The organism is Mycobacterium sp. TH-M106 (assembly GCF_057473765.1).
Window position 1 is genome coordinate 1 of record NZ_JBYCLE010000599.1, and the last position, 13,581, is coordinate 13,581.

Sequence of the window (13,581 nt, forward strand, 5' to 3'; positions counted from 1 at the left end):
GCGGGGTCGCCGATATTGCCGGCCATGCCCAAAGCGGCGAGCAGTTGACTAATGACCGACTGTCCCGAGGCGATCTGGTCGGGTGTCAGCGGCGGCGGGGGCGGCATGCCGAACGCCTGGGCGAGCTGGCCGAGGACTATCTGCAATTCTTCGGGGCTGGGGCTCATCGCAGCCTCTCTCCTATAGCCGTTGGCTCAGCGTTTGGAACCAGGCGAAATGGTAGTTGGCGCCGGCCTTGTCGGCTTCGACCAGGGCGTTGATCGCCGCGAGCAGCTGCCAGTTTCCCACCAGCGAAGGGTCGACGCTGTCCGGGTACGTCTCGAGCACCCGCTGGCGAACTTCGGTGAGTTCTTTGCGCAGCAGGGCGGCCTCGGAATCGAGCACCCCGGTGCCCCTGGAGGCGGCTTTGGCCAGGGTGTGAGCCAGCCGCGGTAGCCCATCGCGCCAGTTGGTGGCCTGGCCCAGTTTCCAGCCGAGGTCATCGACGGCGGGTCCTTGACGGGCGCGTGACGAGGTCGCGACGGGTTCGGCGTCGTCGTCGGCAGGTAGGTAGTGCACCGGGGTGTAGGAGGCGGTGACGGTCACCTCGCCGAGCAGGGCTTCGATCCCGCCCCGGCGGCCAGCCGGGTCGAGAAGCCGCACCGCCGAGGGGATATCGATACCCGGCGGGATCCAGCCGCTGGCCACATCGGTGACCAACACGGTGGCGCCATCGGGGCGGTCGGCGGCGGCCCAGGCTAGTCGCGGCTCTTGGCGGGCGACGAAGTCGACCAGGCGCTGCAGGCGGGCTTGGGCACTGGAGCGTGCGGAGGTCGCCCCGGCAGCGGCTCCGCCGGCGGTGGCCACTGCCGTCTGCTGACCGACTGCTGCTGGGGGCTGTGCGTTCGGTGCGGCGCCGTTCTGGTGAATCACCGGTTGGGTGATGCCACCGGCGGTGGCCGATGGGCTAACCGGCGCCGACGACGGTGCGGCCGGCGCCGGCGGCGAGGCCGGACCGGCGGGCGCGGTGGGCACCGTCGCGGCCGGTTGCGGCGTCCGGATATCGGCGCCGTAGCCAGGCAGCGGCCCCGCCGGCGCCGATAAGTTCACGGGCGGCGCGACGGGGGTTGCTGGGGTTGCCGGTGCGCTGGGTGCGACGAAGCTGGTGGCCGGTTCGACCGGCGCGGGCGGCGGCGCGGTCTCGAAGACAGGGGTATGTGCCGGCTGCGGCGCCTCGAACACCGACCCCACGCCCGCCGACGGCAGTGTCGTGACCGTTTGCGCGGTTGGGGGCAGCAGGCCTGCCGCCGTGGTTGGGGGCAGCGGGCCCGTCGCCGTGGTTGGGGGCATGGCCGTGGCCGCCGGAAGCGGCGTTCCCGTCGGCGGTCCTGGTATCGGACTGCCTGGCGTGGGAGTTGGTGTCGGGCCGGTTGGTGTCGATCCCAGGCCGGTCGGTGTCAAGCCCGAGGGCACGCCGGTCGGCGACATCGGCGGCAGCCCGGCTGGCGGACCCGAGGCCGTGGGCAGGGGCGGGCCGAGAGCACCGGGGGCTGGGGTTTTGGGTGCGGATGTGGGGGTTCCCGCTGGCGTTAGGTTGCCTCCGACCTTTGTTGGTGGTGGGGTTGCGGGTGCAGGTCCCTGTGGTTGTGCTGCTGTTAGGTTGCCTGCGACCTTTGTTGGTGGTGGGGTTGCGGGTGCAGGTCCCTGTGGTTGTGCTGCTGTTAGGTTGCCTCCGACCATTGCTGGCCGTGGATCTCCGGATGCGACCGTCGGTCCTGCTGGTGATGATGCGGGCCCATCTAGGAATTCTTGCACCTGGTGCTTAATAGTTTCTCTGTTGGGGGATTCGAGTATGCGCGTGGGGTCCATACCGAGTTCTCGAACGAACTCCCGGGCCGATTTACGGATGCCTCGTCGGTCGAGTACCTTCTGCAGACGTTCAAATAGATATTGAGTGCAAGGTGCCGCTGCGGCGTTGGCTCTTTGCTGGCACTCCGCAACGACCTCGGCAATTTGGTCGACTTTAAGTGGATCTTTGGAGACCTGAATTTTTTCGATCCTGAAGCTCCCATCCTCGGCGATGGTCGCCAGTTGAGAGTTCAGTTCGGTGGCCGCACCGTGAGCAGAACCATGGGCCTTGCTTATCGTGTCGTTCGTCTTGGCGACATTGCCTGCCTGATCGACACCCCAGCGGAAGGCTTCACGAATAGTATCGGCCGTCATCCCCTTCTGGGCGTCAGGATCAAGCGGTCCGGACAGTTTCTCCCGCAACTGATCAGAGAGATTCTGCCACGCGGTCGCGGTTGTTCCGCGTTTAATCGACGCAGCACTAACGACATTGAGGTCGGAGTGCGATGTCCAAACATGACCCACAAGAATCTCTCCCCACTCGCCAGGTGGGCCATCGGCATTCATTTGCAGAGTCCCTCGATCGTTACGGATACCTCATCTACAATGCGTCGGAGTGGGTCGCGAGCGGAATCTGGCTCTCCCCCTAGCACTACAATCCCAAACTTCTTTAATGTGTGGCCGAGGGATTTGACTGAGTTCGCGAGATCATCTGGGGTTGCGGGCTCAGCCGCTAGACGATCCAAAAGATAATCTCCACCTTCGTAAAGCGCTAAGTCTCCGTACACTTTTGTCGCAAGTGAACCTATCTCGTCGTCGGGTACTGGGTTCGCGCGACGGGTATTCATGATCACTGCGCGGTCCACGATGTTATACGCCGCGCAAACATTCGCTTTGGCGTCGGCGATTTGTTGCGCGCTGAAAGTCGGCGTGGGTGGGACGGACGGTCCGCTGTCACGCGGCATCGGGCGTAACCACGCGGCGACAGCAGCACCGACGGCGATGAGCGTCATCGACAGCATGGCAACCATGAGTCGTCGTGCGGATCTACCCAAAGCCATAGGCGGTGCTGGCGGCCAAGGCGGCGGCCCGGCGGGAGGCTGCGGAAACCTTGCCGAACCTCGCACTGGCGGAAGCCCTGCGGATGGCGTATCCGACATGCGCCGATGGTATCGCCGATCGCCGATTTCGGTATTCAGCGTGGTATGCGCCCATGAGGTGAGAAGACGCCCGTCTTACCGGATGGGCGCCCAGTCGATGCTGTACCGGTTGGCCACTCCAGACGTAGTTACCGTTCGAAGATGTGACGTGATGCGGCTGCTACCGTCGCAGGTTTCGAAAATCGCAACCGCAAACGTGCCACGGCGGTCAACGAAGCGATCTACGCCGCAGCCGGGACTTCGCCCGGCGGCGGTGGCCCTTCGGGCAGTTTCACCTCACGTGGCGGGTGGTTTTGTAGGTTGAGCTGGTGTCCGACGATGAGTTCAGCCTGCGGTATTCGGATCTGGTGGCAGCTATGACTGTGTGGACCGGATCGTGCTCAATGCGTTCTACTCACTCGGGTGCAACCCGGGCGGGTTCCTGGTGGCGGCGGTTGCACGACGACAGCGATGCCGAGCTGGACAGCACCCGTGTGAAGCCGATGGCGGGTCGGTTCGCGCCGTAGTGTTGGCCCTAGTGCTCGACGGTGCTCGACCACGATGACGACGAGCACGCGGTTGCTGGTTCCACATATGAGCCACCGACTGGGTGGGGCAGGTCAGCTCGTCCACCCCGCTGTTGAAGACGTACATCTGGCATACGTGCATCGTCAGGGTCGTGCGCCGTCGTTCGCGACGATCGATACGCGGGCCAAGCCACACCGGTCACACCCGCACCGGAAACGAGGCGGTAGTAGTTGTTACGAAACGACATCGCATGCGATATCACCGATCGATGCCGGGGCGGCTTCGGGCCGGTGATAGCGCAGACGATATCCATTTCAACGCGACCCACATCCTTCAGACAGAGGCTGTTGAGGCTGACGTGACCAGTGATACCTGGCGGATCGTTCGCGTCGGCAGCCACGACCTGTCACCACACGTGCGGCACCAGGCGACAGCGATCCGTCTGCGTGTACTCACGGTAGCCGTCCACTTCCTCGCGGAGCAGCTTTTCCTCGTCGCGGACACGCCAGGCAAGCACCAGGAGGGCGGACACGACAAAAACGAGTCCCCAGTAGGAACCAAGCGCAAGGGGCACGCCCACCACCGTCTCGCCGCTGGCCGCGCGCACCATCGGCGCCGTTCTCACCCTGCGGCAAACCCTGTTCAACGATCTCGCCCTCACCACGCCGCTAGCCGCTTGAGGACCCCACGCAAGTCGGCCATTTCACATCGACAACAATTTGTCGGAAGTTGATCCTCAAGCCATCCAGCAGGAAGCACCCGGTGATGAGTAGCCCGACGAGTACCCCGCCCCAGGTGCAGTTGCTGACGCGCGACGGCTGCCCCGGCTGCGCGCGGGCGTACGGCCAGCTGAGCGAGCTGGCCGCCGAGCTCGGCTTCGACCTGCACACCGTCGACGTCGACACTGCCGCGGCGGCGGGAGATACCGCACTGCGCGCGGAGTTCGGCGACCGGCTGCCGGTGGTGCTGCTCGACGGGCATGAGCACAGCTACGGGGAGATCGACGAGGCTCGGCTGCGCGCGGACCTGGCCCAGCGGGGGTAAGCCGGCGAATTTGGCGACCCCGCTGGTGAACATCTACCGTGGTAGGCAGTTTGTTCACTGGTGACAGCGAGGAGCGGGCCAAGTGATACTGCCATGAGCGTCCTGCTCTTCGGGGTCTCCCATCGCAGCGCCCCGATCTCGGTTCTCGAGCAACTCAGCGCCGACGAATCCGATCAGGTCAAGGTCGTTGCCCAAGTGCTGCAGTCGCCGCTGGTGACCGAGGCGATGATGCTGTCGACCTGTAACCGGGTGGAAGTCTATGCCGTGGTCGACGCATTCCACGGCGGCTTGTCGGTCATCGGGCAGGTGCTCGCCGAATACTCCGGCATGCCGATGGGGGATCTGACCAAACACGCCTACGTCCGCTACAGCGAAGCCGCTGTCGAGCATTTGTTCGCGGTCGCCAGCGGCCTGGACTCGGCGGTCGTCGGCGAGCAACAGGTGCTCGGGCAGGTGCGTCGCGCCTACGCCGCCGCCGAAGCCAACCACACCGTCGGGCGGGTGCTGCACGAGCTGGCCCAGCGGGCGTTGTCGGTCGGCAAGCGGGTGCACACCGAAACCGGTATCGACGCTGTCGGCGCGTCGGTGGTGTCGGTCGCACTGGGGATAGCCGACCGGCAGCTAGGGGACGCCGGGCTGGCTGGTCGGACCGCGGCCGTCATCGGTGCCGGGGCGATGGGCGCACTGTCGGCGTCGCACCTGGCCCGCGCCGGCGTCGCCCACATCTACGTCGTCAACCGGTCGCTGCAGCGGGCGCAGCGGCTGGCCCGCAGGATCCGCGGCATCGGCACCCGATCCGAGGCGCTACCACTCGACGGCGTAGCCACCGCGCTGGCGGCCGCCGACGTCGCGGTGACCTGTACCGGGGCGGTGCGCCCGGTGGTATCGCTGGCCGACGTGCACCACGCGCTGGCCGGTGCTCGCCGCGATGAAATAACCCGGCCGCTGGTGATCTGTGACCTGGGTATGCCGCGTGACGTCGATGCCGCGGTGGCCGGGTTGCCGGGCGTCCGGGTCGTCGACATGGACCGAGTACAGCAGGAGCCGTCGGCGCGAGTGGCCGCGGCTGACGCAGAAGCCGCACAAGCCATCGTCGGGAGCGAGGTCGCAACGTATCTGGCCGGCCAGCGGATGGCCGAGGTGACGCCGACAGTGACTGCACTGCGCCAACGCGCCGCCGAAGTGGTCACCGCCGAGTTGCTGCGCCTAGACCATCGGTTGCCCGGGCTGGACACCTCCCAGCGCGAGGAGGTGGCACGCACCGTGCGCCGCGTGGTGGACAAGCTGCTGCATGCGCCTACTGTGCGGGTTAAGCAGCTGGCCGGCTCACCCGGCGGCGACAGTTACGCCGAGGCGCTGCGTGAGCTCTTCGAACTCGATCCGCACGCTGTGGATGCGGTCGCCACTGCTGGTGAAATACCTGCGGCACCAAACGGTTTCGACGCCCGCGCCGAAGCCGGGCGTCCCGAGTAGCGGCTTTGGCCCCCGTCATCCGGATAGGCACCCGGGGCAGCGTCCTGGCCACCACCCAGGCCGGCGTCGTCGCCGACGCCCTGGCGGCGCGCGGCCACCCCGCGGAACTGGTCGTTATCACCACCGAGGGTGACCGGTCGTCCGAACCGATCGCCAGCCTCGGGGTGGGGGTGTTCACCGCGGCGCTGCGAGAAGCCATCGATGATGGCCGGGTCGATGCAGCGGCGCACTCGCACAAAGATCTGCCCACCGCCGACGATCCGCGGTTCGTTATCGCCGCGATTCCGCCGCGCGAAGACCCCCGCGACGCGGTGGTCGCCCGGGCCGGGCTGACCCTGGCGGAGCTGCCGGCGGGCTCGGTGGTGGGCACGTCGTCGCCCCGGCGGGCCGCGCAGCTTAGCGCATTGGGTCTCGGTTTGGAAATTCGGCCCCTACGAGGCAACCTAGATACCAGGTTGAACAGGGTAAGCAGCGGAGATCTCGACGCCATCGTGGTGGCCCGGGCGGGTCTGGCCCGGCTGGGCCGCCTCGACGTCGTCACCGAGACGCTGGATCCGGTGCAGATGTTGCCGGCTCCAGCGCAGGGTGCGCTCGCGGTCGAATGCCGCGCCGGCGACACTGCGTTGGCGACGTTGCTGGCGGAGTTGGACGACGCCGACACCCGGGTCGCGGTCACCGCGGAGCGTGCCCTGCTCGCCGAACTGGAGGCGGGTTGTTCCGCGCCGGTGGGTGCGATCGCCGAGGTGGTCGACTCCATCGATGAGGACGGGCGCGTCTTCGAGGAGCTGTCGCTGCGCGGTGGCGTGGCGGCGCTGGACGGATCCGACGTGATCCGTGCGTCCGGCATCGGTAGCCCCGCCCGGGCCCGGGAGCTGGGGGTCTCGGTGGCTGCGGAGCTGTTCGAGCTGGGCGCGCGCGATCTGATGGCATCGGATAACGCGGCGCGGTGAGACACCCGCGCTGGGAAGTGGAGTGACAGATGGCTCGCCAAGTGAGCGTGCGAGGGCGAAGGTCCAAGCCGGGCCGCATCGTGTTCGTCGGCTCGGGCCCCGGTGACCCGGGCCTGTTGACCATGCGGGCGCGAACGGTGCTGACGAACGCCGCGTGTGTGTTCACCGACCCGGACGTGCCCGAGTCGGTGCTTGCGCTGGTCGGCACGGACTTGCCCCCGGTCGCCGGTCCGGAGCCGGCCGACGCCCAGATTGCCGGAGAGGTCGCAGAGGCCGGAGGGGCCAGCTGCGGCAAGAACGTCGGGTCCGACGCCCCGGTGGTTCCCGGCCGCCCGGACATCCGGCTGGCCCTGGGCAGCCCCGCCGAGGTCGCCAAGGCCCTGACCGCTGAGGCGCGGTCGGGCGCGGTCGACGTGGTGGTGCGGCTGGTGGCCGGCGACCCGCTCTCGGTGGACACGGTGATCACCGAGGTGACCACCGTGGCCCGCACCCAGCTGCACTTCGAGATCGTTCCCGGCTTGCCCGTCACCAGCGCGGTGCCGACCTATGCGGGCCTGCCGCTCGGTTCCTCGCACACGGTCGCCGATGTGCGTGGCGACGCAGACTGGGGAGCGCTGGCTGCCGCCCCGGGACCGTTGATTCTGCTGGCCACCGCCGCGCACGTGGCCGACGCGGCACGCACCTTGATCGAGTACGGGCTTGCCGATTCCACCCCGTGTGTGGTCACGACAGCCGGCACCACCTGTTGGCAGCGCTCGGTGGAATCCACCTTGCACGGGCTGACCGACCCCGCCGCTCTGGCCGGCATCGACCAAGCGGGCCTGGCCGACTCCGCTGTTGAAGCCGAGCAGCAGGCTGCTCCGGCCGGCCCGCTGGTGGTGACCATCGGCAAGACGGTGACCAATCGCGCCAAGCTGAACTGGTGGGAGAGCCGGGCGCTATACGGCTGGACCGTGTTGGTGCCGCGTACCAAGGACCAGGCCGGCGAGATGAGCGAGCGGCTGGTGGCACACGGTGCGCTGCCGGTCGAGGTGCCCACCATCGCCGTGGAGCCGCCCCGCAGTCCCGCGCAGATGGAAAGGGCTGTCAAGGGTTTGGTGGACGGCCGCTACCAATGGGTGGTGTTCACCTCCACCAACGCGGTGCGCGCGGTGTGGGACAAGTTCGGCGAGTTCGGACTGGACGCCCGGGCGTTCTCCGGGGTGAAGATCGCCTGTGTCGGTGAAGCGACCGCCGACCGGGTTCGCGCATTCGGAATCAGTCCTGAGCTGGTGCCGTCGGGCGAACAGTCGTCGCTGGGACTGCTCGACGAATTCCCGCCCTATGACGACGTTTTCGACCCTGTGAACCGCGTGCTGTTGCCGCGCGCCGACATCGCCACCGAGACGTTGGCGGAGGGCCTGCGGGAGCGCGGCTGGGAGATCGAGGATGTGACCGCCTACCGCACCGTGCGAGCGGCGCCGCCGCCGGCCGCCACCCGGGAAATGATCAAAACCGGTGGCTTCGACGCGGTGTGCTTCACGTCGAGCTCAACCGTGCGCAACCTGGTCGGTATCGCCGGCAAGCCGCACGCCCGGACCATCGTGGCCTGCATCGGCCCCAAGACCGCCGAGACCGCTGCCGAGTTCGGCCTGCGGGTCGACGTACAGCCCGACGTCGCGGCGGTGGGCCCGCTGATCGACGCGCTGGCCGAACACGCCGCCCGGCTGCGCGCCGAGGGCGCGCTGCCGCCGCCGCGCAAGAAGAGCCGCAGGCGCTAGTGGCGACTGCTCGCGCGGCGGAGCCGGGCACAGCTGGTCGCCACTCAACGAGCGTCAGCGGCCCGCGGCAGCGCCCGCGTCGGCTCCGCTCCACACCGGCGTTGCGCCGCCTGGTGGCGCAGACATCTTTGGAACCACGACATCTGGTGTTGCCGATGTTCGTCGCCGACGGCATCGAGGCGCCGCGACCCATCCGCTCCATGCCCGGCGTGGTCCAGCACACCCGCGACTCGCTGCGTGCTGCCGCCGCCGACGCGGTGGCCGCCGGGGTCGGCGGGTTGATGCTGTTCGGAGTGCCCCAGCAAGCGGACAAAGACAGCACCGGAACCGTCGGTATCAGCCCCGAGGGTGTGCTCAACGTGGCTCTGCGCGACCTGGCCGCCGATCTGGGTGACGCCACCGTGCTGATGGCCGACACGTGTCTTGACGAGTTCACCGACCACGGACACTGCGGGGTGCTGGACGGGGCCGGCAGAGTCGATAATGACGCCACAGTGGCCCGCTACGTGGAACTGGCTGTGGCGCAAGCCCATTCGGGTGCCCAGGTGGTCGGACCCAGCGGCATGATGGACGGTCAGGTCGGTGCCATCCGTGACGGGCTGGATTGCGCCGGGTACTCGCACGTGGTGATCCTGGCCTACGCCGCGAAGTTCGCGTCGGCGTTCTACGGCCCGTTCCGCGACGCGGTGGCCTCCGACTTGTCCGGAGATCGTCGCACCTATCAGCAGGATCCCGGCAACGCCTGCGAAGCGCTGCGCGAGGTCTCCCTCGACCTCGACGAAGGCGCCGACATCGTGTTGGTCAAACCCGCGCTGGGCTACCTCGATATCGTCTCAGCTGTCGCGGACACGTCCCCGGTACCGGTGGCCGCCTACCAGGTGTCCGGCGAATACGCGATGATCTCCGCGGCGGCCGCCAACGGCTGGATCGACGGCCGTGCCGCGGCGCTGGAGTCGCTGGTGAGTATCCGCCGTGCCGGCGCCGATATCGTGCTGACCTACTGGGCCGCCGAGGCGGCGGGCTGGCTGGCATGACCGGGCCACCGACCTGGCCGCAGCCGCCCGGCTGGCAGCCCGCGCAACCGCCGCCGGCCGCCCGGCCGGAGCGGCCGGCCCGTCCGGTGGACGTCGACACCGGGTTCTGGTTGTGGCTGGCGGCGCTGCCGGTGATGCTGACCGGCTACGTGGTCAACCTGCTGACGTCGCCGGTGGTCGGTGCGACGGAAGCGCGCTATCCGGTCGTCGTACTGATCGCCGTCGTGGTGGGCGTGGTGGTGGGCGCGGTGGTCGTGACCTTCCTGGTGCTGATGCGCTGGGGTTACCGGTGGGCCCGCACCGCGTTGACCGGCGGTGGTGTGGCCGCAGTCGTGTACGCGGTCAGCGGCCTGTTCGGCGCCGACCAGCGGACGGTGGTCGCAGTGACCGCAGCGGTCACCGGCATCGTCGGCTCTGTCTTGATCGCCGGGGGAACCTTCTTGCTGCACCGCAGGGACGCCCAGGAGTACTTCAACCGGTGATCGGGGCTGCAGTGAGCCGGGCTGGCTGCTGGCTCATCGACGGCGCGTACACCATACTGAGTCAATTCCCGATGTCCTGACGGTGAGAGTCAAGTGAACCCCACGACGAACCCCCCGCCGTTGTTCTACGAGCCCGGCGCCAGCTGGTACTGGGTGCTGGCCGGCCCGGCCACGGCCCTGGCCATGGCCGTGATCCAGAATTCCAGCGGCTACGGGTTGAACCCACTGATTCCCGGCCTGTTCCTGGTACTGGTATCCGCCTTTGTCGCGGTGCAGGTCAAGGCGGCGCGCATTCACACCTCTGTCGAGCTCACCGATCAGACGTTGCGCCAGGGCACCGAAACCATCCGGGTCGGCGACATCGTCCGGGTGTATCCAGAGCCGGCGAAGCCGGCCCACCGGGCGGAACACCCGGAGAAGTGGCAGACGGCCCGGGCGTTGGGGGAACTCAGCGGGGTACCGCGCGGCCGGGTCGGCATCGGGTTGGGGCTCACCGGGGGACGTACCGCCCAGGCCTGGGCTCGTGGTCATCAGCGGTTGCGGGCGGCGCTCGTCCCGCTGGTGCCGTACCACCCTGACCACCCTGACCACCCTGACCACCCCGACCACCCCGACCACCCTGACCACCCTGACCACCCCGACACTGACGACGCCGACACCGACGGGCCGCAGTGGTGAGCGCGCCCGCAGCCCGGGCCGCAACCCGAGCCGCAGCCGAACTCGGACTGGCCTGCGCGGCCGCGCTCGGCTGCACAGTGAGCGCAACACAGGTGCGTTCCACGGTGCCGGTGGCGCCTGTCGCCGCCGGTGAGCCGGCCACCACCTCGGTGACATACGATCCGCAGCTGTTGCTGCTGACACTGCTGCTGGCATCGGTCGCCGGTGTGCTGGCGGTGGTCGGCGCGGCTCGATGGGTCCGGGCCCGGCGGTGGCGCAAGAATTCCACTGTGACCGCTGTGACCGGGGCCACGTTGTCCTAATACCCCAGGGGGGGTATGACCGGGGGCGTGACCACTACCGATCTCGAATTGCGCGGCATGACGTGCGCCTCGTGTGCCGCCCGGGTGGAACGTGACCTCAATTCCCTCGACGGGGTGCGCGCCACGGTGAACTTCGCGGTGGAACGGGCCCATGTCGAACACGAACCCACGGTGTCGGCTGCCGATCTGGTCCGCGCCGTGCAATCCAGCGGCTACGCCGCGTCGGTCATCGGCACAGTCGGCACAGCCAGCTCAGACGGCTCAGATCATCGCGACGCACACACCGGCATAACGGCTGAGCTGCGAGCGCGGTTGCTCGGCTCGGCGGTGCTGGGGATACCGGTGGTGGCGCTGTCGATGGTGATGGCCTGGCACTTCACCGGTTGGCTGTGGCTGGTTTTGGCGCTGACCACCCCCATTGTGCTGTGGGGCGGCTATCCGTTCCACCGTGCCGCGGTGCGCAACGCACTGCACGGCGCCTCCACGATGGACACCCTGGTGTCACTGGGCACGCTGGCCGCCTATCTGTGGTCGGCGGCTGCGGTGATCACCGGTCTTGCTTTCCGGGGAGGCCATGTCTACTTCGAGGTGGCCGCAGCGGTGACGGTGTTTCTGCTCGCCGGCCGCTATGCCGAGTCGCACGCCAAACGCTCGGCCGGCGCGGCGCTGCGCGCGCTGCTGACCCTAGGCGCCAAGGACGCCGCGGTCATGCGGCGCGGCCCAGCTGGTCAAGCCGGCCTCACGGAGGTGCGGGTGCCGATCGACCAACTGCGGGTGGGCGACGTCATCGTGGTCCGGCCCGGCGAGCGTGTCGCCACTGACGGCGTCGTCATTGACGGCACCACCGCCCTGGACACCTCGGCGATGACCGGCGAGGTGGTGCCCGTCGACGTCGGCGTCGGCGACCAGGTGCTGGGCGGGGCCCTGAACACCTACGGACTGGTGCTGGTGCGGGCGAGCAAGGTCGGTGCCGACACCCAGCTGGCCCGGATGGCCAAACAGGTGGCCGACGCCCAGAACGGCAAGGCATCGGTGCAGCGGCTGGCCGACCGCGTCTCGGCGGTGTTCGTGCCCGCCGTGCTGGCGATCGCCGCGCTCACCCTGGCCGGCTGGCTGGTGGCGGGCCAGCCCCCTGCAGCCGCGTTCACCGCCGCCATCGCGGTGCTGATCATCGCCTGCCCGTGCGCGCTGGGCCTGGCCACCCCGACCGCCATCCTGGTCGGTACCGGGCGCGGCGCGCAGCTGGGCATCCTGATCAAGAATCCGCAGGTGCTAGAGACCGTCAAGGACATCGACACCGTCGTGTTCGACAAGACCGGAACGGTCACCACCGGTGTGATGACCGTGGGCACCATGGCCGTCAGCCGGGGTGAAGACCCGAACACGGTGCTGAAGCGGGCCGCCACCGTCGAAACCGGCTCGGAGCATCCGATCGCCGCCGCCATTGTGGGGGCCGCCGCCGCCGCGCAGTTGCCGCTCGGGCGGGTGGAGGATTTCGCCAACCGGCCCGGCCGTGGCGTGACCGGCGTAGTGGACGGGGTGCAGGTCGACATCACCCGGTCGGCCGCCGCCCACGAGACCGGAACAGCAGTCGAGGTGTCCTGGGGCGATCAGGTGCGCGGCATCATCACCTTGACCGACACCGTGAAGGGAAGCAGCGCCGCTGCGATCAAAGAGCTCAAGGCGATGGGCATCGTCCCCGTGCTGCTCACCGGAGACGGTCGCGCGGCGGCCCGGAAAGTGGCCGCCGAAGTCGGGATCGACCCGGCCAACGTCATCGCCGACTTGTTGCCCACCGACAAAGCCGACGCGATCAAGCGGCTGCAGGCCGACGGCCGTCGGGTGGCGATGGTCGGCGACGGCGTCAACGACTCGGTGGCACTGGCCACCGCCGATATCGGGATGGCGATGGGCACCGGCACCGACGCCGCCATCGAGGCTGGCGACCTGACGCTGGTGCGTGGCGACTTGAGCACCGTACCGGCCGCGCTGCGGCTCTCGGCGCGCACCCTGCGCATCATCAAGGAGAACCTGTTCTGGGCGTTCGGTTACAACGTCGCGGCGATCCCGCTGGCCGCGGTCGGATTGCTGAACCCGATGATCGCCGGTGCGGCGATGGCCTGCTCGTCGCTGCTGGTGGTCACCAACAGCCTGCGGCTGCGCCGGTTCGCCCGCAGCTAATCCGGCGAGCAGACGCTAAAGCCCCCAAAATCGGGCGGTTCTGGGGGGCTTTAGCGTCTGCTCGCCGGGCGATCGGGTCACGAGGACAGCCACGCAAGCTCCGACGGCAGGTGCTCGCGCCAGAACGACACGTCGTGCCCACCCGGGTAAAACCCACCGGCCGGCGGCGTGCGCAGTTGCCCG

Annotated in this window: 11 protein-coding genes and 2 pseudogenes; 9 read left to right on the top strand and 4 right to left on the bottom strand. The window is 68.4% G+C overall.

What is annotated here, in order from left to right; translation table 11 throughout:
- Positions 1–180 precede the first annotated feature (180 nt).
- The 3 genes and pseudogenes from AC2VOP_RS20345 to AC2VOP_RS20355 all read right to left on the bottom strand — a co-directional run.
- Positions 181–1,329, bottom strand: coding sequence for a DUF5631 domain-containing protein (locus AC2VOP_RS20345; protein WP_486962647.1), 1,149 nt, complete (start codon positions 1,327–1,329; stop codon positions 181–183).
- 1,061 nt (positions 1,330–2,390) lie between these two features.
- The gene (locus AC2VOP_RS20350; protein WP_486962648.1) at positions 2,391–2,840 is read right to left on the bottom strand and encodes a hypothetical protein; all 450 of its coding nucleotides are present in this window, start codon (positions 2,838–2,840) and stop codon (positions 2,391–2,393) included.
- Between the two features lie 1,060 nt (positions 2,841–3,900).
- A pseudogene (locus AC2VOP_RS20355) lies at positions 3,901–4,080 on the bottom strand (isoprenylcysteine carboxylmethyltransferase family protein); the annotation flags it as partial.
- Between the two features lie 179 nt (positions 4,081–4,259).
- Between AC2VOP_RS20355 and AC2VOP_RS20360 the strand changes: the two are divergent.
- The 9 genes from AC2VOP_RS20360 (at position 4,260) to AC2VOP_RS20400 (ending at position 13,398) form a co-directional block, all read left to right on the top strand.
- Positions 4,260–4,538 (top strand): glutaredoxin family protein, encoded by a 279-nt coding sequence (locus AC2VOP_RS20360; RefSeq protein WP_486962649.1) that lies wholly within the window; start codon positions 4,260–4,262, stop codon positions 4,536–4,538.
- 93 nt (positions 4,539–4,631) lie between these two features.
- Entirely contained in the window at positions 4,632–6,011 is a 1,380-nt protein-coding gene (locus AC2VOP_RS20365; RefSeq protein ID WP_486962650.1) for a glutamyl-tRNA reductase, read from the top strand.
- A gap of 5 nt (positions 6,012–6,016) precedes the next feature.
- Positions 6,017–6,961: a hydroxymethylbilane synthase gene (gene hemC / locus AC2VOP_RS20370; RefSeq protein WP_486962651.1), complete on the top strand. Its 945-nt coding sequence runs from the start codon at positions 6,017–6,019 to the stop codon at positions 6,959–6,961.
- A gap of 29 nt (positions 6,962–6,990) precedes the next feature.
- Positions 6,991–8,721, top strand: coding sequence for a bifunctional uroporphyrinogen-III C-methyltransferase/uroporphyrinogen-III synthase (locus AC2VOP_RS20375; protein WP_486962652.1), 1,731 nt, complete (start codon positions 6,991–6,993; stop codon positions 8,719–8,721).
- Positions 8,721–9,755 carry a porphobilinogen synthase gene (gene hemB, locus AC2VOP_RS20380; RefSeq protein WP_486962653.1) on the top strand — a complete coding sequence of 345 codons (1,035 nt, stop codon included), beginning with the start codon at positions 8,721–8,723 and terminating at the stop codon, positions 9,753–9,755. Before AC2VOP_RS20375 ends, hemB begins: the two co-directional genes overlap by 1 nt.
- Positions 9,752–10,237 carry a hypothetical protein gene (locus AC2VOP_RS20385; RefSeq protein WP_486962654.1) on the top strand — a complete coding sequence of 162 codons (486 nt, stop codon included), beginning with the start codon at positions 9,752–9,754 and terminating at the stop codon, positions 10,235–10,237. Before hemB ends, AC2VOP_RS20385 begins: the two co-directional genes overlap by 4 nt.
- A 93-nt stretch (positions 10,238–10,330) precedes the next feature.
- Entirely contained in the window at positions 10,331–10,915 is a 585-nt protein-coding gene (locus AC2VOP_RS20390) for a DUF3093 domain-containing protein (RefSeq protein ID WP_486962655.1), read from the top strand.
- Positions 10,909–11,217: a hypothetical protein gene (locus tag AC2VOP_RS20395; RefSeq protein ID WP_486962656.1), complete on the top strand. Its 309-nt coding sequence runs from the start codon at positions 10,909–10,911 to the stop codon at positions 11,215–11,217. The genes AC2VOP_RS20390 and AC2VOP_RS20395 overlap by 7 nt, the downstream gene beginning before the upstream one ends.
- Before the next feature lie 15 nt (positions 11,218–11,232).
- Positions 11,233–13,398 (top strand): heavy metal translocating P-type ATPase, encoded by a 2,166-nt coding sequence (locus AC2VOP_RS20400; RefSeq protein ID WP_486962657.1) that lies wholly within the window; start codon positions 11,233–11,235, stop codon positions 13,396–13,398.
- Positions 13,399–13,475: 77 nt separating this feature from the next.
- On the opposite strand, the pseudogene AC2VOP_RS20405 reads toward AC2VOP_RS20400, so the two are convergent.
- Positions 13,476–13,581, bottom strand: a pseudogene (locus AC2VOP_RS20405) (alpha/beta hydrolase); the annotation flags it as partial.